This window comes from Nostoc sp. DedQUE12b (assembly GCF_034530835.1).
In the GTDB taxonomy this organism is placed as follows: Bacteria; Cyanobacteriota; Cyanobacteriia; order Cyanobacteriales; family Nostocaceae; genus Nostoc.
Genome location: NZ_JAVRCI010000007.1, coordinates 1 through 16,515, shown reverse-complemented (window position 1 = coordinate 16,515; position 16,515 = coordinate 1). Strand labels below are relative to the sequence as shown.

The window sequence follows — 16,515 nt, the reverse complement described above, 5'->3', positions numbered from 1 at the left end:
TCAACCTTTGAGATCAATTACACCCAGAGGTGAATACCATGAACAATTATCCTCAACAACAGGAATTTATTTTAAGTCAAATTACAAATAAATATTTTCAGCGTCGGGATTTCAGTGGATGTGACTTGAGAGGAATCGACCTGAAAGGAATTGATTTAAGTGGTATTAATTTAATTGGAGCTGATTTGCGTGATGCAAATTTGTCTGGCTGTGTTCTGACTCGTGCTAATTTAAGTGGCGCAAATTTCATGCAAGCTAGCTTACGCGAAGCTAATTTGTATGAAGCATCTTTATGTGAAGCCAATTTGACTAATGCTGATTTAACAAGAGCAAATTTGTGCGGAACTTTCTTATGGCGAGTGAAATTCATAGGTAGTAATCTTTGGGGTGCTTCTTTATGTGATGTAGATTTGAGAGAAGCAGACTTAAGTGAAGCCAAATTAATTGAAGCATCGCTGATTGAAGCTAACTTAAGTTTTGCAAATCTCACACGAGCCAAGCTATGTGGAGCAAAATTACTAGAAGCTAATTTGACTGAGGCTAACTTAACTAGTGCAGACTTGACATGGGCAAATTTAACTAAAGCAAACTTGAGCAATGCAAACCTTTGGAAGACAAATTTGATTTATGCGAAGTTACGAGATACTATCATGCCTGATGGTACAATTGAGCAACCTCAGATAGTTATTTATTAGCTAGAAATAGCTCTGCCAAAGTGAGATAATCTTGTAATTTCGTTTCTATACTCTACATGGAAACGTAATGCAGCATAATTCAGAATTTAAAAGTCAGAATAAGTAAACATAAAGCGAGAAGTATTGACTTGAAACCTGAGTTAATACAGCTTAAGCCTTAGTTATAAATATTCCTTATATGATAATTAATCCTTAAGCTGTAATTAATACGACTTCTTCTGTGATTATCAATGCTCAAGCTGTAATTAACACAGCTTCTTCTGTAGTTAGGAATGCTCAAACTGTAATTAACACAGCTTCTTCTGTAGTTAGGAATGCTCAAACTGTAATTAACACAGCTTCTTCTGTAGTTAGGAATGCTCAAACTGTAATGAAAATATAGCCATTCCCATTCTGATGTAGTACAGCATTATACCAAGGGGTGTCGGGGGACGGCACTGCCCATTGGTGTCAACTTAAGAAGATATAGCAGTTGCCAGGTAGATTAAAATATAATGACAAGCGTGAATCTCAGGAATAGCAAGGTTTTTACCTCCTGTCTTCTGCCTCCTGCTATAAAGCCCAAATTTGTTGGGTGTTGCACTAAGTCTTTCCCCTCTGCCCCTCTGCCTCTTGTGCCCAATGCCCAATGTCTAAAATTCGCGTTGTGAAAAGATCAAAATAGCGATCGCTAACAACATGGCACTATAAAGTAAGCCATAACCAGCATTCATAATCAGTGCAGTGGTGTCAGGTAGTGCTTGCAGACCATATACGGCATCATTTTTCAAATCTAATCGAGATAAATCTGGCAAGAAAAGAAACAAAGCTTGAGTTAGACGTTCCATACCAGGGTTACGGCTAAGACGACCAAGTTGTACTAAATCTTGAGTAATATTTCCGATTAAATATACCGCAAAGGTTAAAACAGTCGCTAGCAGAGAAGCAGTAAAAACACCAAAGGTAATAGCCACGGCAGTAATTAATGACAACTGCAAAAATAAGAAAATTGCAGCAATTAGAATGCTTGCCGTAGGATGAGGAATACTACCAATTTGCAGAAATAGCAGATAAATTACTGTCATTGTGGCCACAAGCACAGCTAGGACTGCGGATAAACCTAAATATTTGCCGACGATAATTTCGCTGCGACTAACGGGTTTAGCAATTAATACTAAGATAGTGCGTTTTTCAATTTCTTTATTAATTAGTCCCGTACCAATAAATATCGTAATAATTAACCCGATGGCATTCATCGCTGCCATCCCAAAGTCTAAAAACATTTTATCTTCAGCCGTAGCTGCAAATTCAGGAAGGACGCGGAAGGCAGTGGCGAGTACTAGCGCATAAAAACCAATAATATAGAGGATGCGATCGCGTACCACTTCCTGAAACACATTCTTTGCCAATACAAAAATTCTGTTAATAGTCATTTGTCATTTGTCATTTGTCATTTGTCATTTGTCATTTGTCATTGGAAGGAGACAGCAAAGAAGAGAGCTGTTCAATAATTCCCCCTTGCCCCTCTGCCCCCCTGCTCCCCTGCCCCTCTGCCCCTTTCCCCACTCCTCACTGCTGTGGAGGCGGTAAACCAGGAATTAATTTACTGGCGCGATCGCATTCAATTTCTGCAACTGTAATCTTATTCTCTGAATTAGTAGGTGCTGCAACTGGTTCAATGCGACAAGATTTTTTTAAGTAATAGCCCCGTGGGTTAGAACTTGGGCCTATCCAAATACTTAATAAATCTAATATATATCCAGACTTAGTATTAGCTACACGCGGTTCAACGCGCCATAATTCCTTCTCTTCATATTTACTCAGGTTCTTTTTAATGATTCCCCTACCCAGATTTACTACCCGCTCTTTTGCATCTAGCAACCATTTCTCTACTTCTGACCAAGGTCTTTCAGCTATTTGATCTACTACTATTGGTTGAAGTTTCTGGAGAATTACAACGCCGTTTCGGGGAACTTTTACTGCCTGTTCTGTTCTGACAATAAAGGTACTATGTTTAAAAGTATCTGCTTGCAAACTGGGATATTGCCGTAACCAATTATCTGTCACAAAGTGAAACTGAATCCAGCAACTTAGAAGCATACTACTAGCAACTAAAATTATGATTCTTTGGCGATCTTCTGGCTTAGGAATACGAGCTTTTGCATCGGTGTCATTTCCTTCAATAAACTCTGGTATTGCTGTAATTAGTGCTGAAATTGTCGGCCAAAAAACGATTGTTCTTGGTGTAATTACATCTTGTTGATCTCCAAACGCAAAAACACTCACTAAGAATCCAGTGATTACTGCCCCGACTGGCATAAAAGTACCAGGAACCCTCAAAGGATCTTCAGTTGTATACCAAGCTGTGCCGGCAATTAAAAATAACCAACCGAAAAAGGCAATTACATCTTTGATATAACCTGTGGCACAATATGAAAGTACCCAAGAAAAAATACTCAAATAAATAAATGTCTGCCAAGAATAAGCTTTGGGTGGAACTAATATTTTTCTAATTCCTGCATAAAGCCCTTCAGCAAATTTAAAAACCCCAAATACATCTTTTAGTAGCGTATTCATATTCCTCCGTATACCCGATTGCTCAATATTTTTCCTCTAAATTTAACAAGTACTTTCTTGCTATTTTGAACGAAATAATAAAATAATAGTTATTGCAGTATAGCTTAGAGAATTTGCTATTAGTATAGTTGTAACTAAATTAGTATTTTGGAAATTAAGGGTGGTAAAACGACGCCGTTGCAAGCGCTGAGATGTTTTAGGTTCCTCTTCTCTTTTCGCAAATGATTCATTTAATGAGACTAGTAAAGCCTTTAAAATGAAAAATTTCATCAAAAAGGTAGTAAAAAAAATTATACAAGCAGTTAAAATAATTAAAGGTTGTGTGTTCGGCGATTTAAAATTATTAAAAAACATATAGTTAATTAATTCTGATTTCACCTGTATTGGCAACATTGGTTCTGAGACAAAAAATATGAACCAACCAATTACACTGGAAAACAGATTGATAGAAATTGCATAAAAAGTACTGGTTTTTTTGTCAAATTTTAGTCGAGAATGCAAAACATAAGCTTCGATGGGGATGGCAATCAGTACAAATAAAAAGTCAAACAGAAATCCACCAATGGGAAAAATCCTGGGAAGCATCCAATTGTCAGGCATAAATGGTTATGGGTAAGGGTTAACTGTAGTGAGTATAACTGGGATAGTAAGGGTGATGGGGGAAATTATCCCATTGTTCTTGTCCTTTACTATGCGAGTGTGCCAGTATTCCTCTATTAGACTTCTTCCAGAAGTGGGGGAAAGGGGAAGGGGTAAAGGGTAAAGGGTAAAGATATGGAATTATTCCTTCCCCTTTAACCTTTAACCTTTCCCCAACCGGAAAGCAAAAGTTACTTTTGCTTTCCGGTCTATTGATATTGTTAATAGATCGAACTGACCCTTGTACAGACGTGTTAGAGGGGGAGTTTCTCTATCTGAGAGTACAAGAGGTTAGGTAAGATTAAAGACTGCCATAGTTATAGCTTTTCGAGAGATGACAAGGAACGGTATTGGGATTCGGACGGCGCAAGTGCGTCAAGAACGGCTTATTGGTCAAATTCACGTCTACGATGGTCTGGGTAAAGGTAAATCTCAAGCGGCTTTGGGGGTGGTTTTGCGCTCCATTGGCTTGGGAATAAATACGCCTAGCAATTCTAATCGTGTTTTACTGCTGCGATTTTTAAAAGGGCCAGAACGTGATTATGACGAAGATGGCGCGATCGCAGCTTTACAACGCGGGTTTCCCCATTTAATTGACCAGGTTCGCACCGGGAGAGCCGAATTTTTTGGCCCGGAGGAAATTACCACCTTTGACCGAGACGAAGCAATGCGGGGTTGGGATGTGGCCAAAGGTGCGATCGCTAGTGGTTTATATTCAGTTGTTGTCTTAGATGAAATTAACCCAGTTCTGGATTTGGGTTTGCTACCAGTGGATGAAGTGGTAAAGACATTAAAATCCAAACCCCAAGAGTTGGAAATCATCGCTACCGGACGCGCCGCACCCCAAAAGTTGCTCGATATTGCAGATTTGCACTCAGAAATGAAACCTCATCACCACCCAACAGCCAAAGCCCTCTTCCTGGAAGGGATTGAGATTTATACTGGTGCTGGAAAAGGCAAGTCTACTAGTGCTTTGGGCAAAGCCTTACAGGCAATTGGTAGAGGAATTAATCATCCAGGGTCTACCCGTGTATTGATTATGCAGTGGCTTAAAGGTGGTAGCGGCTACACAGAAGACGCCGCGATCGCTGCTTTGCAGCAGTCATATCCAGAAGTGGTGGATCATCAGCGTTGCGGTGGAGATGCGATCGTCTGGCGAAATTCCCGACAGGAATTAGATTATGTAGAAGCCGAACGAGGTTGGGAAATTGCAAAAGTTGCGATCGCCTCTGGATTGTATAAAACTATTATTCTCGATGAACTCAATCCCACCGTTGACTTAGAACTACTCCCCGTTGAACCCATTGTCCAAGCTTTACTCCGCAAACCCCGCGACACCGAAATTATTATCACTGGTCGTTGCCAAAATCCACCCGCGTATTTTGACTTGGCCAGTGTCCACTCAGAGGTTTATTGTCACAAACATTATGCTAATCAAGGTGTAGAACTTAAAAGAGGGGTAGATTTTTAGGCGTTGCTGATTAAGAGTTATGAATTTAGTCTCACCAAACAAGGCAAAAGTTAGAAGTTAAAAGAAAAAGAAGGGTTTGAGAGCAACTAAATTTATTTATGAAATATTGAAAAAGATTTGTTTCAACACATGCAGTGCAAAAAACAAAGCATCCTGATTAAATCCCCTAAATTTATTTCTGGGGATTATCTTTTTGCTTTTTATTTTTATCCTTTGACTTTTTACCAGATATCTAATAGGCGAACCTATTAGATATCTGGTAAAATAATTTGCAGCCCTTGTACAGCTTGGGCTGATATCTAATTTTTAGAGATGTCTATTATTTAACAGCTGAGAAGTTGTAATTTCCAAAACTGCCTAAAATAGACGAAAATGACCCGCCTATTCTCAATACTGTTGCATTTTGTGAAAGGTTTCCTTCATAGTATTGAATTGTCGTGCCGTTACTGATACGTGAAAACCCAATGTTGCCACTAAAAGGACAATAGAAACCTTGAATTGTATCTGTTGTAAAGATAGTACCGCTGATGGGTCGGCAATTTAGAGTGCTGCTCGGCTGATTGATTACCAATGTACCCTGAGACTGATTTGCTGATACAGACCAAGTTCCTGCCACGCTCACTGGCCAACCATCTGCACGGGCAGCACTAGCCCAACACAGTGTACTCAGACAGACTGTGAGCGCAGCACTTTTTTTCAAGTTGAAATTCATCAGATTTCTCCCAAGAAAATTTTTTATTTAATTTAGTTTTCTTACAACTTCAACATAGATCAACTCGTAAGTCAGCGATAGACTAAGCCTGCTCACTGCAACGAATCTTGATGAATTAAACTCAGTACCAATACTTTTTAATAACTCTCGCTAGAGAATAAAAAAGGTCAGTCCGAGCGGGGTTATTTGTCGTAAGCATTTTTTGAATTGGTATAACCTTGCAGCTGTTAGCCATGTCAATAAATTAATACCATAGCTTTAAAATTGCCACCTGATTGGGCTGTACCTACGGTGGTTGAAATTCCGCTACCGTTACGCAATAGTAAGCGATCGCTAGCAGTTAAATTTATATTTCCACTATCACCAGAGTTGGTTACTGCTGCAATAAATCCTTGGTTATCAAGTATTGTAGAACCATAATTAATATTAATATCTCCGGCTTTCCCTTATGAGTCCTATAAAGTAAGGCGTTGAGCGGAAATAAAGCACCTATTCTAAATCAATAAAACGCTGACGCTGAATTCATTTTGACTTTTGACTTTTGACTTTTGACTTCCGCCTGGCGGCGCGGTACTAGCGGAAATTTGTACTTTCGGGTTGTAGAATATTTTGCACAAAGCGATCGCGTCCTGCTGCCTTTGCTTGATACAACGCTCGATCCGCTGCGGCAATCATTTCTTCTAAGTCAGAATCTGGCTGAGGAATTTCTGTTGTAAACCCAACACTAATAGTTACATGAGAACTAACTTGGGAATTTTGATGAGGAATTGCTAGGGTTCGCACAGTATGACAAATTTTTTTGGCAACATGAATCGCCCCCTCGGTGTTTGTGTTCGGTAAAATCACAGCAAATTCTTCCCCACCATAACGGGCAACTAAATCTCCGGGACGTTTAATAATATCTTTGATAGCTTGGGCAATTTTCTGAAGACAGCGATCGCCTACCCGATGACCATAGGTATCATTATATAATTTGAAAAAATCAACATCGCAAAGAATCAGGGAAAGCGGACGTTGCTCGCGTTTTAAACGCTGCCACTCTTGGTAAAAATACTCTTCAAACCGTCGGCGATTGGCTACTTGAGTTAATCCATCGATAGTTACTAATCGCTGCAATTCCAGATTTAAGGTTTCCAGTTTTTGCTGTAACTGAGATTGCTGAATCAAGCGTTTTACCCGTTGTCGCAAAACTGGCCAATGAATCGGTTTGGTCACAAAATCCATTGCTCCCACTGCAAATGCACGGTCAACTGACTCTTGATCTTCAAGTCCTGTAATCATTAAAATCGGAGTGTGCTTATTACAATCCAGTAGCTCCAACTGAGTGCAACACTCGAATCCATCCATATCCGGCATTATGGCATCAAGGAGTACTATATGAGGGTGCAGTTGGTTAAAAACTTTTATTGCTTCTATGCCATTTTGAGCTTCCGCTATTTGATAGCCTTCCCGTTCTAAGAAATGCCGCAGTATCAGGCGAATAAAAGGTTCATCATCAACAATTAAAACTAAAGATTGGCTTTCTTCAGCAGTGGCTTTCATGGTGCTTCCTTCGTAAGTTCTTTTTCTAAGGCAGTTTTAACTTGTTCATATTCCTGATCCAGTAGTAAAAGTAATTCTAAATTGTTTTCTAAGTTACTGCTGCGTGCCTGTGCTTCTAACACCTTGCAAAGCTGTGCTAAGGCGATCGCTCCAATAGAAGCACTGCTGGATTTGAGTTTGTGTGCTGTCTTCCATATAGTCTGGATATCCTGAGTTGCGATCGCTGTGCTGATCTGTTGCACTAGTCTATCTGTCTCTGTAAGATAACACTCAATGAGTTCAGCAAATGCCACACGATCTCCTCTGAGCATAAGCTGCAAGGATTCGAGGATTTTGGCATCAATTTTGGCGCTTTTTAATATCTGGTTTTGCCATGACTGTAAGAGATTTGCCGAAGGTTGCAATTGTACGCGCATGACTTCCCCTGGTTGTTCGATGGAAGTGAATTCAAAATTTCTTTGGGGTGCACATTTGCTGAGTGCCTGAGCTAACTCTTCCAGCTGAATGGGTTTGCTAATGTAGTCATCCATACCAGCGGCAAGACAAAGTTGGCGATCGCCCTGCATGGCATTGGCAGTTATGGCGATGATATGGGGACGAAAACCCACCCCCCATTCTTGACAGATTCTCCGAGTTGCTTCTAAACCATCCATTTTGGGCATGTGAACATCCATCAACACTACGTCAAATCGCTGTTTTTGCAGAACTGCGATCGCTTCTAGCCCATTGCTGACGACATCTGCGCCATAACCTATTTTCTGTAGCATTAATAGAGCAACTTTCTGATTAACAACCGTATCCTCTGCCAGAAGAATTCGCAGTGGCAGTCGATGGCCCAAATGCCGATCTACCAAGGGAAAATGAGAAATACTGCCGATCCTCGGCTGATTTCCCAAAACACGAGTAATAATATCGTAGAGTTGAGAGTGTTTGATAGGTTTATTCAAAAAAGCAGCAAACTTGACATCATTAAAGTCAGAAGGAGTTTCTATTTTCGCTAAAGAAGTCATAATCACTAAAGGCAGATTTTGACAACCAGATTGCTTGCGGATTTGACGAGCTAGGGTTATGCCATCCATTTCTGGCATTTGCATATCTAAAATAGCAATATCGAACTGCGTTCCCTGAGCAAGTTTAACTAAAGCTTCTTTTCCAGATTTGGCAGCATAAGTTTCCATCTGCCAAGACTCAGCTTGCAAGCTAAGAATTTGGCGATTGGTTAGATTGTCATCCACAATTAATAGTCGCTTGGATGCAAGCAGCGGCGAAATGCTTAATTCAGCTTGTTCTGATTGAGCAGCGACTTTGGTAAGAATGGTGAAGTAAAATGTTGAACCTGGTGAAGAGTCAGGAGATGATAATAATTTTCCTTTATCCCATCTAGGGCTAGGATTGCCACCAACAAACCCCTGGCTTTCCACCCAAAGAGTGCCGCCCATCATCTTACTGAGCCGCTTACTAATCGCCAATCCCAGCCCTGTGCCACCATATCGTCGAGTCATGGAGACATCAGCCTGAGTGAAGGGTTGAAATAATCGCTCTATTTTCTCTGGTGCGATGCCAATACCTGTATCTTTGATTGCAAATTGAATTTCGTAGAGAAGTTGCTCTTTTTCAACAAGTATCGGGGGCTGGGGATTGGGGACTGGGGAGCAGGGGAGCAGGGGAGCAGAGGAAAAGTTGCAGTAAGTTTTTCCCCTCTGCCCCTCTGTCCCTCTGCATCTTATGCCCAGTTCCCGATCTCCAATCCCCAGTTCAACAGAGAGTAATACTTCTCCGGTTTCCGTAAACTTAATAGCATTGTTGAGCAAATTCATCAAGACTTGCCGCAGACGAGTCAAATCACCGACGATCTGAATGGGAACTTGGGGCTTGATCAGATAAACTAGTTCGATATCCTTTTGGGCAGCTTTCGGCGCTAAAAAGGAAATAGCCTCCTCCACACAAACTCTCAAATCAAAAGGCTGTTCTTCTAATTCCAGTTTGCCCGACTCAATTTTGGAGAAATCTAGAATATCGTTGATGATGGTGAGTAAAGTATCTCCGCTACTGTGAACTATTTCCACAAAGTCTTGCTGTTGAGGTGTGAGATCGGTATCCAACAGTAAACCTGTCATGGCAATAACAGCATTCATTGGAGTCCGAATTTCATGGCTCATCATCGCCAAAAACTCACTTTTTGCCCGATTTGCGGCTTCTGCTTGACGTTTTGCCTGCTCCAAAGCAAAGTTTTTCAAGGTAAGTTCTTCACGTTGGCGCGTTTCTTGTTCTAGTAAGTGAGCTTGTGCTAGAGCAATACCTAGTTGAGCCGCCACAGCTTCTAGTAATTCGATTTCATCTTGTGTCCATTGGCGAAAATAGCTGCACTGATGTAAGCCGATCGCTCCATTGGGTTCTCCTTGATAGGAAGTGCGGATTGACAGCATAGACTTCAGCCCAATTTCTTGGCAGATAGGCTGAACCATTTGCAGTAAAGGCTCAACGTAGACATTTGGAGAAGCGATCGCACTTTCTTGGGCCATCATCTGCTCGGCATGAGGATTGTTAGTCATGGGAACTTCCAATTTCAATACAGAGCAGTAACCAGGGAGTGTATTATATTGTGCTACTAGGGGAATTTGTGGTGTGGGGTTACTAATGTAAGAGTGAATCAGGCAGCGATCGGCTCCAAATGCTTGTCCCATTTGGGTAGCAGCCGTCTTAAAAATTTCGCTGGTGTCAAGACTTTGACGAATTTCCTGAGTAATTTGTTCAAGTAGTAGGGTGCGATGCAATTGCCGTTGCAGTGCTTCTTTAGCTCGTTTATTTTCGGTAATGTCGTGATTAATGCCGACAGTCGTAACAGTTTCCCCTTGTTCATCCTGTAGAGCAACTACAGTTGTTTCGCAAATTCCCTTGCTACCATCTTTGCGAATAAAGTGTATTTCCCCTGACCAGCGTCCTTGCTGATTGACTGTTGACAAAATGTTAGCGCTTAATGTTGCGGCTACTTCCGGCTGATGCAAAATACTGGGATGTTTAGCCAAAACCTCGGCTTTGGTATAGCCAAACATACTTTCAGCAGCAGGATTCCAGTCAATAATACTTCCGGTTAAATCTGTGATAATTACGCCATCATGCATATTTTCAAAGGTGAGGGCTTGCCGACGCAGATTGGCTTCGGCTTGCTTGCGTAAGCAAAGCTCGTTGTAGACATTGCTAATATCTCTCTGAATACCAATGAAGTGGCTTAACTCACCATTGTCATCATGAATAGGAGAAATACTCAATTCGTTCCAAAACAAAGTACCATCTTTGCGATAGTTGCGGAGAACAACTTTGCAACTTCTTCCACTTTGAATAGATGAACGCAATTCATTAAGTGCTGGTTGCTGGGTATCTGTGCGTTGCAAAAATCGACAGTTTTGCCCAATTACATCAGTAGCACTGTAGCCTGTTATTTGCTCAAAGGCAGGGTTGACGTAAATAATTGGATTGTAGGCGAGTTTGGCATCGGCAATAATAATTCCATTACTGGTAGCGGCAAGTGCCCTTTCCCTCAGTCTCAAGGTTTCTTCAACCAGCTTCAAATCAGTAATGTCAAACATAAACCCCCTCAGCCCGATCGCAGTTCCGGCTTCCTCAACGACACTAACAATGTCTCGCAGCCAAACAACTCGCCCATCAGCAGCTAACATCCGGTATTCAAATTCGTGATTCTCGCACCTAGCAGTTGCTTCTTGACAAAAACGAACCGAATTTTCCTTGTCATCTGGATGCAGATGATTAACCCAAAAATTTTCCTCGTACCACTCTGCGAGCGGATAATTTAGCAAATCTACCGCTTGCGGCCCGACGTAAATAAATCGCCAAGTTTTCAAGTCCAATTCCCAAGGGATGACTTTGACAGTTTCCAGTAGCTGTCGCAAGCGATTTTCACTGGCGATCAGGGCAATTTCTATCTGTTTCTGTTCAAAAATCCTGTGAGTTAACTCCTGATTGATTGCTGTTATTTGTTGATTTCTTGCATTCATTGCCAAGGCAAAATAGATTGATAATGTCAGCGTGACAACAACTAATAACCCTGCTATCAATTCTAGTTGTGTTAATAACCCCGGATTTCGGGTTAAAAGTCTCTGCCAGAGTAGGAATACAGAGATTGAGAAGAAAATCCCCAGCAACAGGGCGAGTAATTCTCGTTGACGGAAAAATATCACAGCTTTGAACCAGTTATATCGGTGCTGTTTTACCACTTATTAACTCTCTAGTAGTTTCAAGGCTTATTGCACTAACTTTTACTTTTAAGTAATCTAAAATATCAGTAGCAAGAGGGCAATTACGGAATTTATTTTTAGTAAATATATTAATATGTTTATGTATTGCCAGAAAAATTTAATCATTTCTGATTATAACTACACTTCTTTTGATACCAACTCTTTATGAAGACGCATAGAAAGAACCCACCGTTTGCGGCGCAGGTTGGGAGGGATCAAAATATGTGCAGCTTCACCGAGAATTAGTATGAGAACTGCATCTGTATTAGTAGACTGTGGCGGAAGTTTGCTTACCTTTAACAAGTTGCTCAAAGTATAGCCGTAGTCACACAGATTAGGACAGTGTTGATTGCTCAAAGTCTTGAAAAAACTGGATTTTTACTCAGCACTCAGCACTCAGCACTTAGCTATAACTTGTCTGATTAATTGAGATGATAGAAGGTACTACAAACCAAAAGATCCCCGACTTCTTAAAGGAAGTTGGGGATCTAAGCCTCTGGCTGGAGAGCAAATTAAATATAGTGATTCGCGCAAATTTTAAGTAGACTACGCCTGCGATCGCAAGAAAAGGTAATGGAAATTAAAAACCAATACAGTCCAGAATGAGCAACAAAACCCAGATTGTAGAGACGCGATTTATCGCGTCTTGAAAGACCAATAACCCTTAACCCAAGCGTATTGGATTAAAAACAAGAGCTAATGCCTATGCTTGTACTTTAAATTGCAGCTTCTTGACGTTGACAATCAAAAACTACCATGTAGGAAGCATCTGGTATTTCTTGAGGAAGGTGTCGCATATAGCCATCGGCATCAGAACGGCTGCGGAAGCGAGCAACAATCTCCCGTTGCGTATTAGGAAGTTGACGAGCGATCGCCCAAGAATTGAGGCGTTCTTTATACGCAATAGTCTGATTGTCTGATTGAGAAGTTTTGTTATCCGTATTTTCTGGCATAATTATGTTAACCGTATGAAGTTTAATGAAGGGCGTTAATTAGTTTCTAAGTAGGAATGCACTAACGCTTTTTTTAATGCTGCTGCCACCTTGTTATTCGATTATTAATAAATTGTCAACACTGAGCGCTATATTTAAGACCAACTAAGTTGGAATTTTCAGGTGGCAATGAACCTCAAAACCTTAACTTGCAATTGTTTCCAGGACACAACAATGTTCAAGCAGAAAGTTTAGCAATTATTGGGTTTGCATGATTTGTATGCATAGACATAAGTAAAGTCCGCATCAGTGGTAAAAGAAACATTAATGTCTGAAAACAGACTATTAAAACCTGAAGAGAAAATAAATAGTAATGTACGTAGAAATAATCAGTACGTACACGCTCTTAATTTTTCTCTAGTCTGATTGGTAAACCTAGATTGCGGGCATTAACATTTTTTATAGTTAGTTGAGAATAATTAAATTAAGTTTTCATAGATTATTTAAATATTCAAAATTGAATTTTCCTTGAGCTTTTGACTACTTTAGAGTAAATTATTGATTTTGAGTGGAGGTGGAGTAGGAATTGCTCACCTCCTGAACTATTTTTTAGTAATAATTCAGAAGTCATAAATCAGGATTTAGAATAGTTAAAGAATCAGCAGAGCATTTGATAAATAAATATACTAATAATTCTAGATTCCTGATAAATTATAACTCCTGACTCCTGGTTGCTGAATTCTTACCTTTTTCTTTACCAGTCCTTATCTAATAAAGATTCAAATTCAGCTTGTAAGGCGTTTATATCTGCCAACCTTGTGACTAGTAAATTATCCTTACCAGCATCATTTAAACGTACTTTCCAATAACGAATACTGTCTGAGTTATTCAACCAAAAGTTAATCACGGTATCTACTACTTGATCCAGATTCCAATCCCACTTTGCTGGAACTGATTCCACCGATTCTAAAAACGTATCTAACGTACATGTATGCATTCCCAAGTATTCCACACCTTGGTGGGGCGGTTTTTGCCCATTTTGCTGTTGCTGATTAAAAAACTGTAAAAGTGGAGAAATTCCTACAATATCAAAAGTGTATTTCATGCCATTACTCCCAACTTTATATTACTTACAGCAAATATTTAGTTTTTTCTATCTCTAAAATAATATCTGCAAAGGAACTAAAGCATCTGCAAAAAGTGCAGTTTTGGTCTATATCATAGGCATTAAACCTCAGCTATAAATTAGCACTGACAAGCATTGAGTGCTAATATTTATTTAATAGTTTGATTGATTACTAAAGAGTTTCAGGCATTAATTGAAGGATGTATATATCTTTAATAATTATTTAATTAGTTACGTTACGGCTTGTAAAGGCTAGTACCGCAAGGCGGTAGTCAAAAGTCAAAAGTATTATCGAATAAGCTTTTTAGGGATTTTAAATGGTTGCTCTATTTACGCTGTGGCGTACTAGATGCTCTCTAACTCATCTTTTGAGGGCTTGTGAGGATAAATAAAGTGGCTGTGTAATGAAATCAACAGCCCAACACATATACTAGATGCTATCAAGTCTGCCAATCAAACCGTCTTTCTGGAGCGATCGCACCCAAAACGCAGATAGGATCAAGTCAAGGGAGTATAAATTTAAACTCAATTGACGGTGCAGTTTTAAAAGTGTCACTTACTAGACTCGCCTTTTGATTGAAGCAGTGATACTATTTATTTGTGTGAGGAGCAAGTTAAAAATAAAAAACGCCTGGGGTGGAAACACGGCAACACTCCCAGGCGTTTTTTAATTGGTACACAGAAAAAAGTCTTTGCAGATTCGCCCAAACCGGATTGCTATGCATCGGATGTAGCAACAGCCCAATCTAAAGTCTAAAATTCCTTAAGTTGCACCAAATTCAGTTTGTAAGGCTTCGTCGTTATTATCAGCGATCGTTGCCACAACGGTGATTAGCCGAGACACTTCGCCAGGAGATAACTCTGCTAAGGTGCGTGTCGATATTACAACCACCCGGTTTTCAATGATGCCGAAACGTGCTTCAAAAGTACTAGAGCAGTTTAACTCCAAAAGATAACGCATCAACTTAGGTTCATTTTTCGCAGGTAAATTTAGCACCGCAGACCAAACTGTTATTGTGTCTTCATCGTTTGTCCCGTTGAGTTGGACAAATACTTCCACGCTTCCATACTTAAATTTCCAGAGATAACCACCCTCTGGAGTGTGGCTAACCATCGCGCTATCATCTTGTTCTAAAGAGTCGATGACATTTTCAATTACCTCAACATGGTTAATGCTTGCCGTCTCGGCGATTAAATCATTAACGGATTCGTTATTAGTTAGGGTTTCTGGGTAGCTTGCCATACAGATTCTTTCTCAACATACTTGCTGTTTGCTCTACACATACTTTATAACTTGTGGACGCAGTTAGTTTGAGCTTCCTTTTGGTCTACTTTTCAAATGCCTAAAGTGTGGAACTGCGATCGCTCTCTAAAACCAGAGTATCTTGTCTACATCAGAAAAATTAGCTGGAAGCCCAAAACGTTCCTCCCGCCACAATGCGGGATGGTGACGGGAGGAAGAATTATTCCGGAAAAAATCAATGAAGGTTAACTTAACCTACATCATCATGGGCAAAGCGGTTAAACAGGAAATCTAGGGCATAGTTACGCAGTTGGTAGTATTGTGGATCTTCCATGATGCGGGCGCGATCGCGGGGACGAGAAAAAGGAATTTCCATAACTTCGCCAATCTTTGCATGGGGGCCATTGGTCATCATTACCAATTTATCTGCTAAAAATAGTGCCTCGTCGATATCGTGGGTAATCATCAGTACTGTACAACGGTTATCACCCCAAATTTTCAGCAATTCTTCTTGTAATTCTTCTTTGGTGATGGCATCCAGCGCCCCAAATGGTTCATCTAAAATTAAGACTTTCGGACGAATCGCCAAAGCACGGGCGATAGAAACCCGTTGTCTCATTCCCCCAGACATTTGCATTGGTTTCTTTTCCATTGCATCAGCCAATCCCACCATTGCTAAATGATCGCGCACGATCGCTCTTTTTTCGGCTTGTGGTTTATTGGGATAAACGGCGTTGACAGCTAAGTAGATGTTTTCAAAAGCAGTTCGCCAAGGTAGCAAGGCATAGTTTTGGAAAACAACCATTCTATCTGGGCCTGGCTTGGTGATTGGTTCTCCTTCCAGCAACACTTCCCCGGAGGTGGGAAAGTTAAAACCGGATACCATATTTAACAGTGTCGATTTGCCACAGCCAGAGTGACCGATAACGCAAATAAATTCCCCCTGTTCGACGTTGAGATTAACGCCGTCGAGTACGGTGAAGGGGCCTTTCTTTGTCGGGTAGACTTTGGTAACGTCTTTAATTTCTAAAAAAGGTCTGCGGCTGGTGGTTGCAGTGGCGAATGATTTTTCTAGTGTGGTTGTAGCTGTTGAGTTGCGGTTTTGCATGGTATTTGGTATTTGGGGATTAAAAAGCTAAATGTACGCGATGGAAAAATGAATATTCTGACCTCTCTCCAAACCTCTCCCCTTCTAGGGGAGAGGCTTTGAATTTTCCCCCCTTCCCTACAAGGGAAGGGGGTAGGGGGTTAGGTCTTTTGCTGGTTTTTTCAGATGATGTAAAAAGTCAGATCATTAACGGAGATAAAAGGTGGATTCATCCAGTTCAAATACTCGTTGACGGAGA

At 40.5% G+C, this 16,515-nt stretch carries 17 protein-coding genes; 5 read left to right on the top strand and 12 right to left on the bottom strand.

The window, feature by feature from the left end:
• The first annotated feature begins 38 nt into the window (after positions 1 to 38).
• A complete protein-coding gene (locus tag RMY16_RS05500) occupies positions 39 to 695 on the top strand; it encodes a pentapeptide repeat-containing protein (RefSeq protein ID WP_322735506.1) in 657 nt (218 codons plus the stop codon).
• Between the two features lie 220 nt (positions 696 to 915).
• The gene (locus RMY16_RS05495) at positions 916 to 1,077 is read left to right on the top strand and encodes a hypothetical protein (protein WP_322735505.1); all 162 of its coding nucleotides are present in this window, start codon (positions 916 to 918) and stop codon (positions 1,075 to 1,077) included.
• A 250-nt stretch (positions 1,078 to 1,327) separates the two neighbouring features.
• Here the strand turns inward: RMY16_RS05495 and RMY16_RS05490 are convergent, their stop codons facing one another.
• From RMY16_RS05490 to fraC, 3 genes are all read right to left on the bottom strand, one after another.
• Entirely contained in the window at positions 1,328 to 2,107 is a 780-nt protein-coding gene (locus tag RMY16_RS05490) for an ABC transporter permease (protein WP_322735504.1), read from the bottom strand.
• A 136-nt stretch (positions 2,108 to 2,243) separates the two neighbouring features.
• On the bottom strand, positions 2,244 to 3,251 hold the full coding sequence (gene fraD / locus RMY16_RS05485; RefSeq protein WP_322735503.1) for a septal junction protein FraD: 1,008 nt from the start codon (positions 3,249 to 3,251) through the stop codon (positions 2,244 to 2,246).
• A gap of 60 nt (positions 3,252 to 3,311) precedes the next feature.
• Positions 3,312 to 3,851 carry a filament integrity protein FraC gene (gene fraC / locus RMY16_RS05480; RefSeq protein WP_322660081.1) on the bottom strand — a complete coding sequence of 180 codons (540 nt, stop codon included), beginning with the start codon at positions 3,849 to 3,851 and terminating at the stop codon, positions 3,312 to 3,314.
• 373 nt (positions 3,852 to 4,224) lie between these two features.
• On the opposite strand from fraC, the gene RMY16_RS05475 reads away from it, so the two are divergent.
• A complete protein-coding gene (locus tag RMY16_RS05475) occupies positions 4,225 to 5,361 on the top strand; it encodes a cob(I)yrinic acid a,c-diamide adenosyltransferase (protein ID WP_069068662.1) in 1,137 nt (378 codons plus the stop codon).
• Positions 5,362 to 5,680: 319 nt separating this feature from the next.
• Here the strand turns inward: RMY16_RS05475 and RMY16_RS05470 are convergent, their stop codons facing one another.
• Entirely contained in the window at positions 5,681 to 6,073 is a 393-nt protein-coding gene (locus RMY16_RS05470) for a hypothetical protein (RefSeq protein WP_322660085.1), read from the bottom strand.
• Positions 6,074 to 6,337: 264 nt separating this feature from the next.
• Here RMY16_RS05470 and RMY16_RS05465 point away from each other — a divergent pair, with 264 nt between their 5' ends.
• On the top strand, positions 6,338 to 6,493 hold the full coding sequence (locus tag RMY16_RS05465) for a hypothetical protein (protein WP_322660087.1): 156 nt from the start codon (positions 6,338 to 6,340) through the stop codon (positions 6,491 to 6,493).
• A 153-nt stretch (positions 6,494 to 6,646) separates the two neighbouring features.
• Here RMY16_RS05465 and RMY16_RS05460 read toward each other — a convergent pair whose 3' ends face one another.
• The 7 genes from RMY16_RS05460 to RMY16_RS05430 form a co-directional block, all read right to left on the bottom strand.
• The gene (locus RMY16_RS05460) at positions 6,647 to 7,615 is read right to left on the bottom strand and encodes a PleD family two-component system response regulator (RefSeq protein WP_322735502.1); all 969 of its coding nucleotides are present in this window, start codon (positions 7,613 to 7,615) and stop codon (positions 6,647 to 6,649) included.
• A complete protein-coding gene (locus RMY16_RS05455) occupies positions 7,612 to 11,847 on the bottom strand; it encodes a PAS domain S-box protein (RefSeq protein ID WP_322735501.1) in 4,236 nt (1,411 codons plus the stop codon). Before RMY16_RS05455 ends, RMY16_RS05460 begins: the two co-directional genes overlap by 4 nt.
• A gap of 159 nt (positions 11,848 to 12,006) precedes the next feature.
• Positions 12,007 to 12,225, bottom strand: a complete 219-nt coding sequence (locus tag RMY16_RS05450; protein WP_322735500.1) for a hypothetical protein — start codon at positions 12,223 to 12,225, stop codon at positions 12,007 to 12,009.
• 359 nt (positions 12,226 to 12,584) lie between these two features.
• Positions 12,585 to 12,821: a hypothetical protein gene (locus RMY16_RS05445; RefSeq protein WP_322660092.1), complete on the bottom strand. Its 237-nt coding sequence runs from the start codon at positions 12,819 to 12,821 to the stop codon at positions 12,585 to 12,587.
• Between the two features lie 733 nt (positions 12,822 to 13,554).
• Complete coding sequence (locus RMY16_RS05440; protein ID WP_322735499.1) at positions 13,555 to 13,905, bottom strand: hypothetical protein; 351 nt, start codon at positions 13,903 to 13,905, stop codon at positions 13,555 to 13,557.
• 451 nt (positions 13,906 to 14,356) lie between these two features.
• Positions 14,357 to 14,482 carry a hypothetical protein gene (locus RMY16_RS05435; protein ID WP_322660095.1) on the bottom strand — a complete coding sequence of 42 codons (126 nt, stop codon included), beginning with the start codon at positions 14,480 to 14,482 and terminating at the stop codon, positions 14,357 to 14,359.
• A gap of 207 nt (positions 14,483 to 14,689) precedes the next feature.
• A complete protein-coding gene (locus RMY16_RS05430) occupies positions 14,690 to 15,169 on the bottom strand; it encodes a YbjN domain-containing protein (RefSeq protein ID WP_322660097.1) in 480 nt (159 codons plus the stop codon).
• A 96-nt stretch (positions 15,170 to 15,265) separates the two neighbouring features.
• Here RMY16_RS05430 and RMY16_RS05425 point away from each other — a divergent pair, with 96 nt between their 5' ends.
• A complete protein-coding gene (locus tag RMY16_RS05425; RefSeq protein WP_322735498.1) occupies positions 15,266 to 15,418 on the top strand; it encodes a hypothetical protein in 153 nt (50 codons plus the stop codon).
• A gap of 1 nt (position 15,419) precedes the next feature.
• Here RMY16_RS05425 and RMY16_RS05420 read toward each other — a convergent pair whose 3' ends face one another.
• Complete coding sequence (locus tag RMY16_RS05420; protein ID WP_322660099.1) at positions 15,420 to 16,277, bottom strand: nitrate ABC transporter ATP-binding protein; 858 nt, start codon at positions 16,275 to 16,277, stop codon at positions 15,420 to 15,422.
• Between the last annotated feature and the right edge of the window lie 238 nt (positions 16,278 to 16,515).

Excerpts from the sequence above, each read along its gene's own strand:
- RMY16_RS05500 (WP_322735506.1), top strand. The coding sequence starts at position 39 with ATGAACAATTATCCTCAACAACAGGAATTTATTTTAAGTCAAATTACA.
- RMY16_RS05490 (WP_322735504.1), bottom strand. The coding sequence starts at position 2,107 with ATGACTATTAACAGAATTTTTGTATTGGCAAAGAATGTGTTTCAGGAA.
- fraD (WP_322735503.1), bottom strand. The coding sequence starts at position 3,251 with ATGAATACGCTACTAAAAGATGTATTTGGGGTTTTTAAATTTGCTGAA.
- fraC (WP_322660081.1), bottom strand. The coding sequence starts at position 3,851 with ATGCCTGACAATTGGATGCTTCCCAGGATTTTTCCCATTGGTGGATTT.
- RMY16_RS05475 (WP_069068662.1), top strand. The coding sequence starts at position 4,225 with ATGACAAGGAACGGTATTGGGATTCGGACGGCGCAAGTGCGTCAAGAA.
- RMY16_RS05470 (WP_322660085.1), bottom strand. The coding sequence starts at position 6,073 with ATGAATTTCAACTTGAAAAAAAGTGCTGCGCTCACAGTCTGTCTGAGT.
- RMY16_RS05460 (WP_322735502.1), bottom strand. The coding sequence starts at position 7,615 with ATGAAAGCCACTGCTGAAGAAAGCCAATCTTTAGTTTTAATTGTTGAT.
- RMY16_RS05445 (WP_322660092.1), bottom strand. The coding sequence starts at position 12,821 with ATGCCAGAAAATACGGATAACAAAACTTCTCAATCAGACAATCAGACT.
- RMY16_RS05440 (WP_322735499.1), bottom strand. The coding sequence starts at position 13,905 with ATGAAATACACTTTTGATATTGTAGGAATTTCTCCACTTTTACAGTTT.
- RMY16_RS05430 (WP_322660097.1), bottom strand. The coding sequence starts at position 15,169 with ATGGCAAGCTACCCAGAAACCCTAACTAATAACGAATCCGTTAATGAT.
- RMY16_RS05425 (WP_322735498.1), top strand. The coding sequence starts at position 15,266 with ATGCCTAAAGTGTGGAACTGCGATCGCTCTCTAAAACCAGAGTATCTT.
- RMY16_RS05420 (WP_322660099.1), bottom strand. The coding sequence starts at position 16,277 with ATGCAAAACCGCAACTCAACAGCTACAACCACACTAGAAAAATCATTC.